Annotated in this window: 18 protein-coding genes; 17 read left to right on the top strand and 1 reads right to left on the bottom strand. The window is 58.5% G+C overall.

What is annotated here, in order from left to right:
* Nucleotides 1–16 precede the first annotated feature (16 nt).
* The 15 genes from hisA (at nucleotide 17) to DXY10_RS00455 (ending at nucleotide 13,007) form a co-directional block, all read left to right on the top strand.
* The gene (gene hisA / locus DXY10_RS00525) at nucleotides 17–784 is read left to right on the top strand and encodes a 1-(5-phosphoribosyl)-5-[(5-phosphoribosylamino)methylideneamino]imidazole-4-carboxamide isomerase (RefSeq protein WP_115014792.1); all 768 of its coding nucleotides are present in this window, start codon (nucleotides 17–19) and stop codon (nucleotides 782–784) included.
* 144 nt (nucleotides 785–928) lie between these two features.
* Nucleotides 929–1,294, top strand: coding sequence for a Fur family transcriptional regulator (locus tag DXY10_RS00520; protein ID WP_115015310.1), 366 nt, complete (start codon nucleotides 929–931; stop codon nucleotides 1,292–1,294).
* A gap of 71 nt (nucleotides 1,295–1,365) precedes the next feature.
* The gene (locus DXY10_RS00515; protein WP_115015307.1) at nucleotides 1,366–3,033 is read left to right on the top strand and encodes a DUF3685 domain-containing protein; all 1,668 of its coding nucleotides are present in this window, start codon (nucleotides 1,366–1,368) and stop codon (nucleotides 3,031–3,033) included.
* Between the two features lie 70 nt (nucleotides 3,034–3,103).
* Nucleotides 3,104–3,640, top strand: a complete 537-nt coding sequence (locus DXY10_RS00510; RefSeq protein ID WP_115015305.1) for a thylakoid membrane photosystem I accumulation factor — start codon at nucleotides 3,104–3,106, stop codon at nucleotides 3,638–3,640.
* Between the two features lie 62 nt (nucleotides 3,641–3,702).
* Nucleotides 3,703–4,872, top strand: a complete 1,170-nt coding sequence (locus tag DXY10_RS00505) for a F420-0:Gamma-glutamyl ligase (RefSeq protein ID WP_115014791.1) — start codon at nucleotides 3,703–3,705, stop codon at nucleotides 4,870–4,872.
* Nucleotides 4,873–4,928: 56 nt separating this feature from the next.
* Nucleotides 4,929–5,978 (top strand): hypothetical protein, encoded by a 1,050-nt coding sequence (locus DXY10_RS00500; protein WP_170955641.1) that lies wholly within the window; start codon nucleotides 4,929–4,931, stop codon nucleotides 5,976–5,978.
* A 15-nt stretch (nucleotides 5,979–5,993) separates the two neighbouring features.
* Complete coding sequence (gene ruvX / locus DXY10_RS00495; protein ID WP_115014786.1) at nucleotides 5,994–6,479, top strand: Holliday junction resolvase RuvX; 486 nt, start codon at nucleotides 5,994–5,996, stop codon at nucleotides 6,477–6,479.
* Nucleotides 6,480–6,499: 20 nt separating this feature from the next.
* Nucleotides 6,500–7,045, top strand: a complete 546-nt coding sequence (locus tag DXY10_RS00490; protein ID WP_115014784.1) for a DUF3727 domain-containing protein — start codon at nucleotides 6,500–6,502, stop codon at nucleotides 7,043–7,045.
* Nucleotides 7,045–7,554, top strand: a complete 510-nt coding sequence (locus DXY10_RS00485; protein WP_115014781.1) for a YqeG family HAD IIIA-type phosphatase — start codon at nucleotides 7,045–7,047, stop codon at nucleotides 7,552–7,554. Before DXY10_RS00490 ends, DXY10_RS00485 begins: the two co-directional genes overlap by 1 nt.
* Nucleotides 7,551–8,675 (top strand): glutamate 5-kinase, encoded by a 1,125-nt coding sequence (gene proB / locus DXY10_RS00480; RefSeq protein ID WP_115014779.1) that lies wholly within the window; start codon nucleotides 7,551–7,553, stop codon nucleotides 8,673–8,675. Before DXY10_RS00485 ends, proB begins: the two co-directional genes overlap by 4 nt.
* Before the next feature lie 3 nt (nucleotides 8,676–8,678).
* On the top strand, nucleotides 8,679–9,749 hold the full coding sequence (gene lpxD / locus DXY10_RS00475) for a UDP-3-O-(3-hydroxymyristoyl)glucosamine N-acyltransferase (RefSeq protein ID WP_115014776.1): 1,071 nt from the start codon (nucleotides 8,679–8,681) through the stop codon (nucleotides 9,747–9,749).
* Nucleotides 9,750–9,783: 34 nt separating this feature from the next.
* Nucleotides 9,784–10,863 carry a 3-isopropylmalate dehydrogenase gene (gene leuB / locus DXY10_RS00470; RefSeq protein ID WP_115014774.1) on the top strand — a complete coding sequence of 360 codons (1,080 nt, stop codon included), beginning with the start codon at nucleotides 9,784–9,786 and terminating at the stop codon, nucleotides 10,861–10,863.
* 83 nt (nucleotides 10,864–10,946) lie between these two features.
* Nucleotides 10,947–11,849, top strand: a complete 903-nt coding sequence (locus tag DXY10_RS00465) for a phosphoribulokinase (RefSeq protein ID WP_115014771.1) — start codon at nucleotides 10,947–10,949, stop codon at nucleotides 11,847–11,849.
* A 97-nt stretch (nucleotides 11,850–11,946) separates the two neighbouring features.
* Nucleotides 11,947–12,198, top strand: coding sequence for a hypothetical protein (locus tag DXY10_RS00460; RefSeq protein ID WP_244281848.1), 252 nt, complete (start codon nucleotides 11,947–11,949; stop codon nucleotides 12,196–12,198).
* Nucleotides 12,195–13,007: an A24 family peptidase gene (locus tag DXY10_RS00455; RefSeq protein WP_115014766.1), complete on the top strand. Its 813-nt coding sequence runs from the start codon at nucleotides 12,195–12,197 to the stop codon at nucleotides 13,005–13,007. Before DXY10_RS00460 ends, DXY10_RS00455 begins: the two co-directional genes overlap by 4 nt.
* A gap of 65 nt (nucleotides 13,008–13,072) precedes the next feature.
* Here the strand turns inward: DXY10_RS00455 and DXY10_RS00450 are convergent, their stop codons facing one another.
* Nucleotides 13,073–13,696: a DUF3598 family protein gene (locus DXY10_RS00450; RefSeq protein WP_115014763.1), complete on the bottom strand. Its 624-nt coding sequence runs from the start codon at nucleotides 13,694–13,696 to the stop codon at nucleotides 13,073–13,075.
* A gap of 562 nt (nucleotides 13,697–14,258) precedes the next feature.
* On the opposite strand from DXY10_RS00450, the gene accD reads away from it, so the two are divergent.
* Both accD and DXY10_RS00440 read left to right on the top strand, forming a co-directional pair.
* Nucleotides 14,259–15,137, top strand: coding sequence for an acetyl-CoA carboxylase, carboxyltransferase subunit beta (gene accD, locus DXY10_RS00445; protein ID WP_115014761.1), 879 nt, complete (start codon nucleotides 14,259–14,261; stop codon nucleotides 15,135–15,137).
* Between the two features lie 83 nt (nucleotides 15,138–15,220).
* Nucleotides 15,221–15,541, top strand: a complete 321-nt coding sequence (locus tag DXY10_RS00440) for a hypothetical protein (RefSeq protein ID WP_371411095.1) — start codon at nucleotides 15,221–15,223, stop codon at nucleotides 15,539–15,541.
* Nucleotides 15,542–15,543: the final 2 nt, after the last annotated feature.

Here is a 15,543-nt window from a genome sequence, read left to right as displayed (position 1 = left end):
ATCACTGACCAGACGCATGGAGATCATCCCCGCCATCGACCTTCTCGGTGGAGCCTGCGTGCGCCTGCATCAGGGGGACTACGACCAGGTCACCCAATTCAGCGATGACCCCGTCACCCAGGCCCTGAGCTGGCAGGAGCAAGGGGCAAGCCGTCTCCATCTTGTCGATCTTGATGGTGCCAAAAGTGGTGCTCCGGTCAATGACGCCATCGTGCGCATGATCACTGAAGCGCTATCGATCCCTGTACAGCTGGGCGGTGGGGTGCGTTCTTTTGAACGGGCAGAGTCCCTGCTGGATTACGGCCTTGATCGGGTCATCCTTGGCACGGCAGCGATCGAGGATCCAGGTCTGGTGAAAGATCTTGCAGCAAAACACCCCGGACGAATCGTCGTGGGTATTGACGCGCGAGACGGCAAGGTCGCCACACGAGGATGGTTGAAGGAGAGTGATGTGGAGGCCACATCCCTAGCCCGCGAGCTCAGCCGCACCGGTCTTGCTGCCATCATCAGCACCGATATCGCCACCGACGGAACGCTTGCCGGGCCGAATCTCGACGCCCTTCGCTGCATGGCTGATGCCAGCTCGGTTCCTGTCATCGCCTCCGGAGGAGTGGGCTGCATGGCCGACCTCCTGGCACTGTTGGGTCTTGCCGCACATGGCGTCTCCGGCGTGATTGTCGGTCGCGCGCTCTACGACGGCCGAGTCACGCTGAAAGAGGCGATTCAGGCCATCGGAGAAGGCCGCCTTCAGGATCCAGACACAGGCATGAACGCTATGGCCTGACGTGCATTGAGAGAACCGTCCTCTTAAGCTGAAGTCACTTCATCAACGACTGTGACGGGCAGGACTGGTGACAATTCGCCTTCTGAACCGTCACTGATCGGTCAAGGGGTGCATGACGCCTTCGAGCGCTGTCGAAAGCTTGGTATGCGCCTCAGTCGACAGCGACGCATGGTGCTCGATCTGCTGTGGAGTGAAGCAAGCCATATGAGTGCACGGGACATTTTTGAGAAGTTGAATGCCCGGGGCCGGAGTATTGGCCACACCTCCGTTTATCAGAACCTCGAAGCGCTTCAATCCGCGGGTGTGATCGAGTGCCTCGACCGGGCCAATGGACGGCTTTACGGCTACCGGAGCGATCCCCACAGTCACCTCACCTGCCTCGACAGTGGGCGTATCGAAGACATCGATGTGAAACTTCCCACGGATTTGCTGGAACGGATCGAGACCGTTACCGGCTATCGCATTGAGTCCTACACCCTTCAGCTCAACGGTCGGCGAAGCGGCAACTGATCAGCACCCAGCACTGGAGATCCCTCCATTTGCTCGTTACGTTTGAAACAGTTGGACCTGCTGGTGACCCGGTGAACGCTGCGAAAGCCGAGATCCTGTTGCTGGCGCCTGGACTTCTGGGTGAGTCGCTAGCCCTCCAACTCACAGCAGAAGATCCTGAATGTGCTGTCTGTCTACGGCCAGATCAGCTCAAAGCGCACCCCTGTCTGGTGATTTGGTCCGTCGAGGATGTGCAGTCGCTCACCCTGCTTCAAGGCGAACTGATCAAGCTCCAGGAAGACTGGCAACCCTCACCGTTACTGCTGTTGCTGCCGAATTCTCTGCGCCTATCCACAAGCGATCTTCTCAATCTGGACTGTCCTGGACTGCTTCAGGCCCCAGACCTGCCCACGCTGCGGGAGGGCATCTCCACTCTGTTAAATGGCGGCCGAATCATTCGGCTCTTCGACCCAACGGAAGCACAACCAACACAACAAGCCCCGATGGGGCTAGGCCAATGGCTGCTCACCAGTGGGCTGCAACAGATCAGCAACGATCTTCAACTGATCGATGCTCTGTTGATTCCCCCACCGGAGAACCTGCTACTCCGTTTTTTACTAGAGGGCCGTCAGCGGGAACTGAGAAGCGCCCGCAACCTCTTGCTGTGGCTCTGGGGCCCTTTGCAAGTCGGGCTGGCAGACGCACAACCCTTGTCACATAACGCTTCAACCACCGGCAACTACTCCGAGCAGCCTGGGCCGCTGGGATCGGGCATGGCCATCACAGTGCGAGAACGCAATGCGATTGCGGTCTGGGCCTCGATCCAAGAGCGGGTCGAAACCGCATTAGCCACTGGTTTAGGGAATGGCACCGGCACTTTGCTAGCGATTGAGGGTCTCCATCCAGAACGCCGCCGCGATCTGCTGCTTGCCCTTCTCAACCAACTCGACCAGGTGATCGAACGCCTGAGGACCCAGACCAGCTCTAGCCAGACCACGGACGTTGAAGAGCAATGGCTAAGTCTCCAGCCCGAATTGAGGCGTCAGGCGATCCAAGCGATGACGGGAAACTATGTGCGCCTTCCTCGTGGGGAAGCCTTGCAGAGCGTTGCGCAGCAGTTAATTAACGATTCTGATCTGAGCCAAGGGGATGAAGAACTGCCTGCTCCACGCCGAATGCTCGATCCACTGTTATGTGACCAACCCGTTCTTGTGGACGGTCAGCTCCTCCCCGCCGACCATCCCAAGGCACTTTTGCAACTGGAGACGCTTGTGAGCAACTGGCTGGTCCGCAATGCCGAATTGATCAGTGCCGAATTGCTAGGGATCTGCGGTGAGTGGCCGGAACTGCGGCGTTACCTCCTCGACCGGCGTTTGGTTTCCACCCGCGAACTGGAACGTTTGCGCAACCAACTCAACAACCAGTCGCGCTGGCAAGGCTGGGTGCTACGACCGGTTCGTCTTTATGAAAGCCAACGTCTTCTCTATCAACTGCGCGCCGGACGCATTGAGCCTCTGCTTCTAACCGAACCCCGTGATCATGAATTACGCACACTGGGTTGGTGGCAACAGCAGGTAGCACTTCTGCTCGAAGCCCGCGATGCGATTGCACCCCAGGTTCAGGCGTTGGTCCAACGGATCGGTGATCTCATGGTGGTGGTTCTGACTCAGGTCATTGGCCGTGCCATCGGGCTTGTAGGCCGAGGAATCGCCCAAGGCATGGGTCGCAATCTCGGTCGACGCCCAGCCGGGCGGCATTAATCAACACATCGTTTTGCAGTCGGCAGGGTGGAGCAGCTGGCGGCAGAATGCTCCTTTCCTGCAACGCTCCATGGCACGTTTGCTGTCTTCGCTCTTGGGCCTTGTGATCGCCATCACAGCGATGGGAACTCCCGCGATCGCAAGCCTAAACAGCGATAGCTACGACGGCAACATCTACGCCCTTTACGCGGGCAACGGATCTTTGGTGCCACCAGCCACAAGCTTGAGCGAGTCCCAAGCATCTGGCAGAACCAGTGTGCTCATCTTTTATCTCGACGACAGCAGCACGAGCAAAGCCTTCGCCCCAGTCGTGTCTGAATTACAACGCCTCTGGGGAAATGCGGTGGATCTCATGCCACTCACCACAGATCCACTTCAGGGACGTGAAACGATGGGTGCTGCCGACCCTGCCAGCTATTGGCACGGCCGCATCCCCCAAGTGGTCGTTGTCGACGGCAACGGCAAAATTCTCCTTGATGAGGAGGGTCAAGTCCCTCTGGGATCGATCAATGCAGCGATCAGCAAAGCAACAGGGATCGCTGCTCCGCAAGGGGTCAGCACCAGTCTGAGTTTCAACGAGGTCAACACGGAAGTGCAGACCCGCTGAAGCCTGATCGGAAAGCGCTTACGCTGCGCGGCTGATCCTTCCGGCCCTCGGTCGATTTACGCATGTCAGTCCTGCTCCTGATCCTTCTTCTCCTGGGTCTGAGCGTGCTCTGGCTGGAGTCACGCCATCGACTGAGACCAGCCTCTCCACTTCAACTCGTGCCCCGTGACTGGTCGGTCTCACCACAGGGCAATGACTTGCTCGTGGAGGGGTGGCTCGACATCAATAACCCCCACCCACGCATGGAGGTCTTTGTTCCTGAGATCGATGTGAAGTCAACGTTATTGGGGCAATGCGACCTGGGTGCGCTCAGCATTCAAACCAAAATCACCCCCCATCACCCAGACGAGGCCGCACGCAACGACGGCTACTGGGCTGCATACATCGTGAAAGGGCGGAAAAGCACCCGTGTGAAGGTTGAGATCAGCATCCTGTCCGGGGGCAGTGTGAACGCTGCAGACGATGTCGACACCCTTTGGGCCGAGGTGCATTGGGTGAACTATGGCCCCTTCGGGCGTTTGCAACGCCGACAGGGCGTGGTGGTACCGATGAAACGACCCACCCCGCTCAGCCCTGAAAAGGCACTGTTCAATCGCGGCGATGATTGCTCGGTACTGCCAATACGAACCCATCTGCTGGGCCCCCTCGATGACACCGTTGAGGTCATGCGGACCTACGCAGGCGGGCTGATTCAACCCGGTGATGTGCTCACGATCGGGGAAACACCCGTTGCTGTGATCCAGGGACGGTATGACCACCCAGCCACACTTGAGCCGAGCTGGTTATCACGACTTCTCTGCAGAACGTTCCACCCCACAAGCAGTTTGGCCACTGCTTGTGGCCTGCAGACCTTGATCGACCAGGTCGGACCGACCCGCGTGCTCCTGGCTTGGGTTCTTGGTTTTGGCCTCAAGTTGCTTGGTAGTCCTGGTGGCTTCTATCGCCTAGCCGGCTCCCAGGCCCGACTGATTGATGACGTCACCGGAACAACACCGCCTTATGACCAGACGATCGTTCTCGGTCCATCTCATCCGGAACAGTTGTGCAAGGAGGCGGCCGATGCCCTCGGCGTGGCCGTCGCCATTGTCGACGTCAATGATCTTGGTCGGGTGAAGGTGCTGGCATCGAGCCATGGATGCGACGAAGCCCTGCTTCATCGCGCTCTGCGTCCGAATCCTGCAGGCAATGCCAACGAACGCACCCCGCTTGTGCTTGTAAGGGCCGGAGGATGACGCACTCACCAGGAAACGCGGGATACATTGTGAACACGACCTGAGGATGCGAGGTGGTGGAGTCGTCCAGCAGCTCACTGCGAGTTGAGCCACTGAAAGCGACCCATCTGTCCTGGCTCCAGGCCACGGATCAGGCCGCTCTTCTGCCAAGACTTCAAACCTGTTTGTTGCGTGGCTGGATCAGCAGAGCCGAAAGCCTCCTGCCTGGGGTTCTGATCAGCAGGCAACCGCTTGCCCTGGTTGCCAGTGAGCACGAGCAAATCCGCACGCTTCTGGTGATCAGGCCCCACAACCGCCAGGGCAGCTGCTGGAGGCTTGAACTACAGCAACTCACTGCTTCCACCGAGCACAGCCAGGGGCAAATCAACAGGGAACTGATCAAGCTGGCTCTTCTGGGAGCTCATACGCGTTCCCGCAGCTGGATCCTGCGCTGCAATGAGACTGACTCGATTCTGTTGGCGGTGCTTAGGGAGCTTGGCTTCCAGCCGATCCGCACTTTCTGCCGCTGGCGGCCACCAGCACCCCCCTCAAATCACGATCAAACCACATGGCCCGATATGAGCCGATGGGTCGCTATCGATCGGAGGAGCGCATCGCTGGTCTGGCCTCTGGATCAAGCCTCCACGACCAGCCATCAACGCCAGATCGTGGATCGCCGCCCCGAGGATCTGCTGGATCAGCGGGGGCCAGGCACAGGCATTCTGCTTTCACCCTCAGTAGAGACCAGCGGATCCAATGGCTCAGTGGCCATCGCCGCGCTCGTGCGCCAACAACGCTGCGACGAGGCATTGGTACTCGAACTGCTTCGCGAACCAGCCTGGGATGAACGTCTGGATCAGGGTCTGGCGTCCATGCTGGCGACCGTGGCCAAGGACCATCCTCAGGCCACCCTCATCTGCAACAGCGAAGACACCACCGCGAAGGAGCGCATCAACGCTCTCGGCTGGCAACAGCTCGACAATGGTCTTCTTCTCGGTCGGAGTCTCTGGCGCCGTCAGGCCTCTCCTCGCAGGTTGCAGGCCACGCGACCGCTCGAGTCGATGCTGGGTCGTCTACAGCCGCAGAGGCCCCCACTGCCCACGCCTTCGTCCGCCAGGATTGAGTGAAGCCAGCCACGCGATATGGCATTGCCTGCTCCCGTTCCTAGGTCCGTTCTCTGCCTTGATGTTGGCCGTCGACGCATCGGTTTGGCGGGATGCGATCCACTCGGGATCAGCGTGCGTCCGCTGCAGGCCATCCGTCGCGGTCCTTTCGACCAAGACCTCAGGACGATCAGGCCCCTGTGCGCAGAGCGCCGCGTCGATGCATTAGTCGTGGGACTACCGCTGGACCAGCTGGGCCATCCAACCGAGCAGGCAAAGCATTGCGAACGTTATGGCAGACGCCTGGCTGAGGCGCTCGGCATGCCCATCGCTTGGGTGAATGAGCACAGCAGCAGCTGGGCCGCCGCTGAGCAAGGCAATCTGCATGGAGATCGGAGTGGTCGACTGGATAGTGAGGCTGCAAGCCTCCTGCTTGAGCAGTGGTTACGTGAAGGCCCCGAACCGGAACCGGTCAAGGCTTCGGCCCCCCGGCATGGCATGGGGACCGACGATGCTGGATCCTGAAGATACCGACGTCCAGTTCCATGACCGCCAGCGGCCCCGGCAATAGCGGAGAAGTGCCCACCGTCCTGGTGAAAGACAGCTCAGGAAGAGATCTTCTCTGTTTCCTGGAACAGCTGATCCCCCTTGACGGCAGTGACTACGCCCTGCTTACACCTGTCGACACACCTGTTTGCCTCTTCCGCCTCAAAGACGGCAGCGACCCTGAACTAATCGATGCCATCAGCGATAGCGAACCCATTCTTTCAGTGGCGGATGTGGTGCTGCAGGAACATGACCTCACTCTGGTGCGTTCTGCCGTCACCCTCACCGTCAGTGGCGAACTTGACGAACCAGAACCTGAAGACCTTGAGGACGACGATGGCGAAGATGATGATGCCGAAACCTACGAATTGTTAGTGAGTTTCCTTGTAGAGGAGCAGGAGTATGGCCTCTATATCCCCCTGGATCCCTTCTTTGTCGTTGCACGGATGGATGAGGCCGGAGCTGTGTTGGTAGAAGGTGCTGACTTCGATCGCATTCAGCCTCGGATCGAGGCTGAACTGGAAGAACGTGAGTTGCCGGAGTGATGCGTCGTCTTTGGCTTCAGCCGGACTGGGATCCAGGCCTAACAGTGGTCCAACTTCCGCTTGAGCACCTTCTCAATCGGGGGATTACCTCGTTATTGCTCGATGTCGATCGGACGCTTTTGCCAGGCCATGACGTTCGTCTTCCGGATGCGGTCAAAGGCTGGGCCTCAGCAGCCCAGAAGCATCTGCACCTTCATCTCTTCAGCAATAACCCGTCCCGACAACGGATTGGGGCGGTCGCTGAACAGTTAGGGGTGAGCTTCACCAGCGGTGCTGCCAAGCCTCGACGTGCTGCTCTGCGCCGGGTGCTCAGGGATCTGCAAGTGCAACCAAACGAACTAGCCATTGTCGGAGATCGCCTGTTCACAGACGTTCTTGCCGGCAATCGTTTGGGGTTGTACACCGTTCTGGTGAAGCCTCTCAAAGCGGATGGAACGCCCTGCCCCCATGACCGGGTGCAGCGGATTGAACGCGGTTTGGTCCGCCTGCTCGGGGTCGGACGCCGATGACGCTGCGGGTGGTGAAAGTGGGCACGAGCCTGCTCCGCGGTCAGAACGGTCAGACCACCGCCGCTGTCATCCAGCACCTCACAGGTGCATTGGCCACCAGCTTGGCCAGAGGTGATCGCGTTCTGCTGGTCAGCAGCGGTGCCGTCGGACTTGGCTGTCGACGACTGGGCCTCGACGAGAGACCTGATCGAGTCGTGGCCCTCCAGGCGGCGGCAGCCATCGGCCAAGGGCATCTCATGGGGCTCTATGAGCAGGCCATGGCAAGCCATGGCCATGCGGTCGCCCAGGTGTTACTGACCCGATCCGATCTGGCAGACAGACGCAGTTACCACAGTGCTTCTGCCACCTTGCATCAACTACTCGATTGGAACGTTTTGCCGATCGTCAACGAAAATGACACGGTCTCCGCTGCAGAACTCCGTTTCGGCGATAACGACACCCTCTCCGCTCTCGTCGCCGCTGCGGTCGGAGCGGATGAACTGATCCTGCTCACCGATGTGGATCGTCTTTATTCAGCCGACCCCCGTATCGATGCCACAGCCAAACCAATCACGGACGTGCGCGATCCCGCCGAACTGGCTGCCCTAGAAGAAGGGGCAGGTGACGGTGGTCGCTGGGGCACTGGCGGCATGACGACCAAGCTGGCAGCCGCAAGGATCGCCACCGCCAGCGGCATCAGCGTTCACCTCGCCGATGGTCGCAAGCCCCTGGTTCTCGAAAAACTGTTGGCCGGCGGTCGTGGAGGCACGGTGTTCCATCCCCACCCGGAACCGCTCGGCAACAGGAAGAGCTGGTTGGCCCATGCACTCCAGCCGCTGGGAAGCCTGCTATTGGATGCCGGCGCTTGCCAGGCTCTGCAATATCGCGGGGCTTCACTGCTGCTCGTAGGGGTGAAGGCCGTTGAGGGCCAGTTCGGTTCCAATCAACCGATCCGGATGCTCGACCCCAAGGGCGTGGAAGTGGCAAGAGGTCTGAGTTCAATGAGCAGTGAAGCCCTCGATCGTGCACTCCGGGATGGATCCGCCCGAGCCAGGGCCGGCGAGGACGGATCACCTGTTGTGGTGCATCGCGATGCACTTGTGATGATCTCCCCGCCTACGATCCAGCCGCAGGAGACCTGACCCATGCGCTTCAGCCAGTTGATCGCCGCCCTGCAACAGGGAGATGCAGGCCTACAGGCCCATCAACTCGCCTCAGACCCCGAATTGAGAGGAGCCGCATCCCTGGAGAAAGCACGTGCTGATCAGATCAGTTTCCTCGAGAAAGGCAGTGCACTGGCGACAGACCTGGAAACCAGTGGTGTCGGCGCAGTATTGCTTCCAGACCAAGAGGATCTGAAGCAACTGGCCGATCAACGCGGCATCGCCTGGGCCGTACTGAGAGACCCGCGCCTCGCCTTTGCCGAAACCCTGGAAAGCCTCCACCCCTCACCGCCCAGCATCGCCGGTATTCATCCCAGCGCTGTGATCGGAGAACGTGTCGAACTTGGTGCTGGGGTCACAATCGGTCCGCATGTCTGCATCGCGGACGGCAGCAGGATCGGAGCCCACACTGTTTTGCACCCAGGGGTTGTGATCTATCCGGACGTGGTCATTGCCGAGCACTGTGTGGTTCATGCCAATGCCGTTCTGCACCCGGGCACGCGACTGCATCGACGCTGTGTGGTGCACTCCACGGCTGTGGTTGGCTCTGAGGGCTTTGGCTTTGTGCCCACCGCCGTTGGTTGGCGCAAGATGCCGCAGACAGGCCTTGTTGTGCTGGAGGAACAGGTTGAGGTTGGCTGCGGTAGCACCATTGATCGACCCTCCGTCGGCGAAACCCGCATCGGAGCAGGCACCAAAATCGACAATCTGGTCCAGATCGGCCATGGCGTTCAAACTGGCAAGGGATGTGCCCTGGCCTCCCAGGTCGGCATTGCCGGCGGCGCACGACTAGGTCACGGCGTGATCCTGGCGGGGCAAGTGGGGGTCGCCAACCGTGCCCAGATTGGAGACCGCGCAATTGCAAGCTCCAAGAGCGGGATTCATGGCGAAGTCGCTGCAGGTGAAGTGGTGAGTGGATATCCAGCCATCTCCAACCGCCTCTGGCTGCGATGCTCCGCGGCTTTCTCCAAACTTCCCGAACTCACCAAGCAGCTTCGGGAATTAAAAAAGGAAATCACTCTTCTGAAGGGCGCAACCCAACCCCCTCAGTAACCTCACAGCCTGCCCCTGCTGCTCCTGAGATTCCATGCGTCAGCATCGCGTCGTTCTGCTGCCCGGTGATGGGATCGGACCTGAAATCACCTCGGTGGCGCAAAACCTGCTGGAAGCGGTTAGCCAGCGCCACGGATTCAAACTCAGCTTTGACCATCAACCCATCGGCGGCGCTGCTATCGATGCCACCGGCGACCCACTGCCTGAATCAACACTTGCAGCCTGCCGCTCCTCAGATGCGGTGCTGTTGGCCGCGATCGGGAGTCCGCGATTCGACAACTTGCCACGCAACAAGCGACCAGAGACAGGCCTTCTAGGCCTTCGCGCAGGCATGAAACTGTTCGCCAACCTTCGACCGGTGAAGATCGTTCCGGCCCTGATCGATGCGAGCAGCCTCAGGCCTGAGGTGATCGAAGGAGTGGATCTGATGGTGGTGCGTGAACTCACCGGAGGGATCTATTTCGGCCAGCCCAAAGGGCGAGTCGAAGCCGATGGCGAGGAACGCGGCTTCAACACCATGACCTACTCCAGCTCCGAAGTGGATCGCATTGCCAAGGTGGCCTTTGATCTAGCCAAAGAACGCCGGGGAGAACTCTGCTCCGTCGACAAGGCCAACGTGCTCGATGTGAGCCAACTGTGGCGCGATCGCGTTGACGCCATGGCCCCTGATTACTCCAACGTGTCCGTGTCTCACATGTATGTGGACAATGCCGCCATGCAGCTGGTGCGCGCACCGCGTCAATTTGATGTGCTTCTCACCGGCAATCTTTTTGGCGACATTCTCAGTGATGAAGCGGCCATGCTCACGGGCTCCATTGGCATGCTGCCTTCCGCTTCGCTTGGAGCTGAGGGGCCAGGACTGTTCGAACCTGTGCATGGATCCGCCCCTGACATCGCTGGCCAAGACAAGGCCAACCCAATGGCGATGGTGCTCTCGGCGGCGATGATGCTGCGGATCGGCCTGAAGGAAGCGGAGGCCGCCGCTGATTTGGAACAGGCTGTCGACCAGGTGCTCGCCAGCGGCTTCCGTACCGGTGATCTAATGGCTGATGGTTGCACGGCCGTGGGCTGTCAAGCCATGGGCTCCGAGCTCCTGAAGGCTCTGGATCGGTAACGACCATTGCAGATGCCGGCCACGCTTCGAGCGCAAAGGCCCGATGACCTGCCAAACTCTCGGGGCCCAGTCCTCCTGCATCGATGTCGAAGCGCCACCCCGTTGTCGCCGTTACAGGTTCGTCCGGTGCCGGAACCAGCACCGTTAAAAGGGCTTTCGAGCACATTTTCGCCCGCGAGAACATCACTCCTGCGGTCGTTGAAGGCGACAGCTACCACCGCTTTGAGCGGATGCCAATGAAGACGGCCATGGCTGATGCCCTGGCCAAAGGCGAGAACTTCTCACACTTCGGCCCAGAAGCGAACCTCTTTGACAAGCTCGAAGAGCTGTTCCGTGTCTACGGCGAAACCGGTGGTGGACAAAAGCGCTACTACCTGCACAGCCCAGAAGAAGCCACCGAGCACAATGCTCGTCTTGGCGTGAATCTGGAACCTGGCCAATTCACACCCTGGGAAGCCATACCTGGCGGCACCGATGTGCTGTTCTATGAGGGCCTCCACGGTGGCGTGAAGGGTGAGGGCTATGACGTCTCCAGCCTTGCCGATCTGCTGGTGGGTGTGGTGCCAATCACCAACCTCGAGTGGATTCAAAAAATCCATCGCGACAATGCGGAGCGTGGTTACTCCGCTGAAGCGATCGTCGACACGATCCTTCGCCGGATGCCTGATTACATCAATCACATCTGTCCTCAGTTCAGCCGTACCGACATCAACTTCCAGCGGGTGCCGACCGTAGACACCTCAAATCCCTTTATCTGTAGGAACATCCCGACTCCTGACGAGAGCTTCGTGATCATTCACTTCAGAAAGGGAGCCAGAGAGAAGTGGGGAATTGACTTCAGCTATCTGCTGAGCATGATTCACGACTCCTTCATGTCGAGCCCAACAAGCATCGTGGTGAACGGCGGCAAGATGGGCTTTGCGATGGAATTGATCCTCACTCCGATCATTCATCGGATGATCGAGGAAAAGCAGAAGCTGGCCTGATTCAAACCTCCTGAAAACACCTATCGTGGGTTCATCTGAGCAATCAGGTGGACCCATTTCGTTTTCTTCCCCATCGTTTGTGATCGCCGGGGCGACGGTGAACGCAACCCCCTCGCCGCGATGGGATCGCGTGAACAGTCGGCAGTTGATCGCCAATGCACGCTCGATCTATTTCCGTTACCTCAGTGATGCAGGACGCTCCGCCGAACCCACGGGTGTAGTTCTCTGCTCACGCAGTGGTGAGGGCCGCGTGGTGTTCGATATGCCAACCTTGCTTCCGGATGAAGACTTCGTCTCGACGCAGCTTCTCCGAGGCAAAAGCTCTCGGCGAGGACTGACGCGAGGATGAACGCCAACGCCTTACTGCTCCTGCTCACTGGGGCCTGCATCGGTAGTTTTCTCAATGTGGTGGCCTGGCGTCTGCCACGACGGGAATCAGTGATTTGGCCAGGCAGTCATTGCCCGAGCTGCGGCCATGCTGTGCGATGGCACGACAACATCCCTGTACTGGGTTGGCTGTTTCTGGCGGGTCGATGCCGCGACTGCGGATGGAGCATTCCCATCCGCTATCCGCTGATTGAACTGCTCACAGCAAGCCTGTGGATGACCACCATCAGTGCAGTCGGTTTCGATGTCCCCCTCCCTTGGCTGATCACGGTCCTAGGAGGGGTGGTGCTGGTGACTCTGCTGATCATCCTCACCCTGATCGATCTCGATCATCTCTGGCTGCCTGAACCCTTGTGTCGCGCCGGAGTGATCTCTGGCCTGATCGCGACCGCAGTGGCGGCATCGGTGACCGATCAAGGCGGAGGCAGCCTGCTGCTTGATCACCTGCTAGCAGCAAGCGCAGCCCTCTTAGCTCTTGAAGGACTCAGTGCGATTGGAGAAAAGATTCTGGGCCAGCCCGCTCTTGGCCTTGGCGACGCAAAGCTCGCGGCGATGGGAGGAGCTTGGCTTGGACTCAGCGGCATTCTGGTCAGCATCATGCTGGCCATTTTTGGTGGAGCAGTGATCGGGTCCATCGCCCGCTTAAGCGGGCGTCTTGGTGCACGCGAGCCCTTTCCATTCGGACCCTTCATTGCAACGGGGATCTGGTTGGTGTGGCTTAAAGGTGATCCATGGTGGTGGCATCAGTGGCTGATGCTGCTTGGCCACTGAGGCCTAACCAATTGACAACATTGCAATCAGCACACTGACAGTTTCAATTCTCTTAGCTTGATCAATTAGATCCATTGTGGAGAGAGAGGTTCCAATAACCGTTGACGGCTATAACGACGCACAATCTGATGCGTTTCACCGCGGCAATCCCTCCAACGAAGGCCCCAAACCGTCTGTTCAACTTCCTCTCGATCCCTTGCATTAAACAGCAACTCGACGCCTGGTTCCGGTTGCCACAATTCATACCCACCGCATTGCGTTGAGTTCATGACCAATGGCCGCCTAGGTGTTGACGGTTCGGCCTGTCCAGCTTCACCCTTCACCTCAACCACATACACAACGCGATCAAGGCCATTCATGCCTTGCTGAACAATGAGGCGTCGACGCTGCTGTTGGTTGACAACACAGAGCTCAATGGCGCAGTGAGAAAGGGTGAGGAAGCTTGGCCCAAGTGACCAGTTACCGGTTTCACTCACCTGCATCTGGTCAGGAAGAGTCCTGAAGTGCATGGAGTGTTCTTGGCCACTTGAAACATGCGTCAAGCACACCTGGATCTGGCCCTGTGATTCACGAAGCCCGAGAGACGTTTCAAAGCGTTCCTGCTCCACAAAGGAGCCATTGAATCGCACAAAACATCCCTGCCAATCGCCAGCATTGTGCTCTAACAGAGATTGTCGGGGATCATACATATCTGCTCAAGTCCGAATAGAATGATGAACGGTCATGACTTTGGTTTTCAGAAATCCGTCTAGACCGAAAAACAAGAGAACCGCCCCCATCGAGGGATGCAATTGGAAACAGATGCTTAGTGATCAGTGCTCAGTCGTTCCAATCTAGGGCGCAGCAACAAGCACTGGGGAGAAGGATCAGCTGGCAAGCGATCATTTTTGAAAAATCAAACAACCATTAGCCAAACACTTTCGATCAATAGGGATCACAGACTGGGCCAATGCATACATCTTGCAGTCATAAAAGCAGACAATTCCCCTCAAGATAAACCTGATATCCAACTCAACTGGGGCGACCGAGGCATCAAGAAATCACCTGGCTTCAGACCAGTTGCATAAACAAAAGAAGAACGTTCTGGCACGTGAATCATTCGCGCAGAGGGGTCTCTCTTAAGCTTGCGGTGCACACCATTCGTGCTGATCAGCGCCAGGTCCCATCAGTGGAGCCATTCCAGGTCGGACCAACCACCCATCCCCACTGCGATCACTTGGAAACCAGCCCAAGACTTAGGAGCCAGAACCAATGAGCCTGTTCGACTGGTTTGCTGATCGCCGCAAAGATCAGTACGTGGGAAAGGTGACCCAGGAACAGGACGAAGGCGATGGGCTCTGGAGCAAATGCCCGGAATGCTCACAAGTGGTCTACCGCAAAGACCTGATCGCGAATGCCAGCGTTTGTAGTCATTGTGGTTATCACAACCGGATTGACAGCACAGAGCGGATCGCCCTGATTGCCGATGCGGGAAGCTTCATTGCCATTAATGGGGAGCTGGAGCCAACCGACCCTCTGGGCTTCAAGGATCGTCGTGCCTATGCCGATCGACTTCGGGAAACCCAAGCCAAAACAGGGCTTCGGGATGCAGTGATCACAGGGATGTGCAGGGTGGACAACCTGCCGATGGCCTTGGCGGTGATGGATTTCCGCTTTATGGGCGGGTCCATGGGGTCCGTCGTTGGAGAACGCATCACGCGACTGGTCGAACGAGCTACCGACGAGAGAGTCCCATTGCTGATTGTGTGTGCCTCAGGTGGCGCCCGCATGCAGGAAGGCATGCTCAGCCTGATGCAGATGGCCAAAATCTCAGGGGCCCTGGAGCGGCACCGCGAACAAGGCCTGCTTTACATGCCACTGCTCACTCACCCCACCACCGGTGGAGTGACGGCAAGCTTCGCGATGCTGGGAGATCTAATCCTGGCTGAGCCCAAAGCTCTGATCGGTTTCGCAGGCCGCAGAGTGATTGAGCAAACACTGCGCGAAAAACTGCCAGACAATTTTCAAACAGCTGAATACCTCCAAGAACACGGATTCGTGGACACGATCGTGCCCCGCACACAGCTGAAAACCACCCTGGCCAGCTTGCTGCGGCTGCATGGAAGTCGTCCTGTCGAGGTGGTGGGTTGATCAGGCCATCAGATTGGTCTCGGCGGCTCTGCTCACTGCTTCTGTCTGCCCTGATTCTGATACCGATCGTTTTGCATCAAGGCGTGCAGTCCGCAAGCGCAGCTCCGGTGGATTGGCAGGAAGTGGAGCCCACACCAGAAGGACGCCAATGGTGGGATCGCGGCAGTGTTCGCCGCGATCGCGATGGATTCCTCAGCGTGCTCAGCCGCTACACACCCCAAACCGATGCAGACACCCCAACACTGGGGAAGCTCTATGTCATGCAGATCGACTGCGATCAGAACATCTTCCGCGACAAACAGGTCAACGGCTTGCCGCGGTGGCGTGCGCAATGGGAACCTGCTGGCGGCGACGGCTTGATCGAACGCGTGATTGATGCCGTCTGCCGAGCTGATCTGGCCTAATT

It is taken from the genome of Synechococcus sp. UW140 (genome assembly GCF_900474295.1).
In the GTDB taxonomy this organism is placed as follows: domain Bacteria; phylum Cyanobacteriota; class Cyanobacteriia; order PCC-6307; family Cyanobiaceae; genus Synechococcus_C.
The sequence above is the reverse complement of the archived record's forward strand: the minus strand, read 5'-3'. Positions and strand labels throughout refer to the sequence as shown.

Coding starts and splice junctions, on each gene's coding strand:
- leuB (WP_115014774.1), top strand. CDS start 9,784: ATGCGTCAGCATCGCGTCGTTCTGCTGCCCGGTGATGGGATCGGACCT.
- ruvX (WP_115014786.1), top strand. CDS start 5,994: ATGGCATTGCCTGCTCCCGTTCCTAGGTCCGTTCTCTGCCTTGATGTT.
- DXY10_RS00465 (WP_115014771.1), top strand. CDS start 10,947: ATGTCGAAGCGCCACCCCGTTGTCGCCGTTACAGGTTCGTCCGGTGCC.
- proB (WP_115014779.1), top strand. CDS start 7,551: ATGACGCTGCGGGTGGTGAAAGTGGGCACGAGCCTGCTCCGCGGTCAG.
- DXY10_RS00485 (WP_115014781.1), top strand. CDS start 7,045: ATGCGTCGTCTTTGGCTTCAGCCGGACTGGGATCCAGGCCTAACAGTG.
- DXY10_RS00490 (WP_115014784.1), top strand. CDS start 6,500: ATGACCGCCAGCGGCCCCGGCAATAGCGGAGAAGTGCCCACCGTCCTG.
- hisA (WP_115014792.1), top strand. CDS start 17: ATGGAGATCATCCCCGCCATCGACCTTCTCGGTGGAGCCTGCGTGCGC.
- DXY10_RS00505 (WP_115014791.1), top strand. CDS start 3,703: ATGTCAGTCCTGCTCCTGATCCTTCTTCTCCTGGGTCTGAGCGTGCTC.
- DXY10_RS00510 (WP_115015305.1), top strand. CDS start 3,104: ATGGCACGTTTGCTGTCTTCGCTCTTGGGCCTTGTGATCGCCATCACA.
- DXY10_RS00450 (WP_115014763.1), bottom strand. CDS start 13,696: ATGTATGATCCCCGACAATCTCTGTTAGAGCACAATGCTGGCGATTGG.
- DXY10_RS00455 (WP_115014766.1), top strand. CDS start 12,195: ATGAACGCCAACGCCTTACTGCTCCTGCTCACTGGGGCCTGCATCGGT.
- DXY10_RS00520 (WP_115015310.1), top strand. CDS start 929: ATGCGCCTCAGTCGACAGCGACGCATGGTGCTCGATCTGCTGTGGAGT.
- lpxD (WP_115014776.1), top strand. CDS start 8,679: ATGCGCTTCAGCCAGTTGATCGCCGCCCTGCAACAGGGAGATGCAGGC.
- accD (WP_115014761.1), top strand. CDS start 14,259: ATGAGCCTGTTCGACTGGTTTGCTGATCGCCGCAAAGATCAGTACGTG.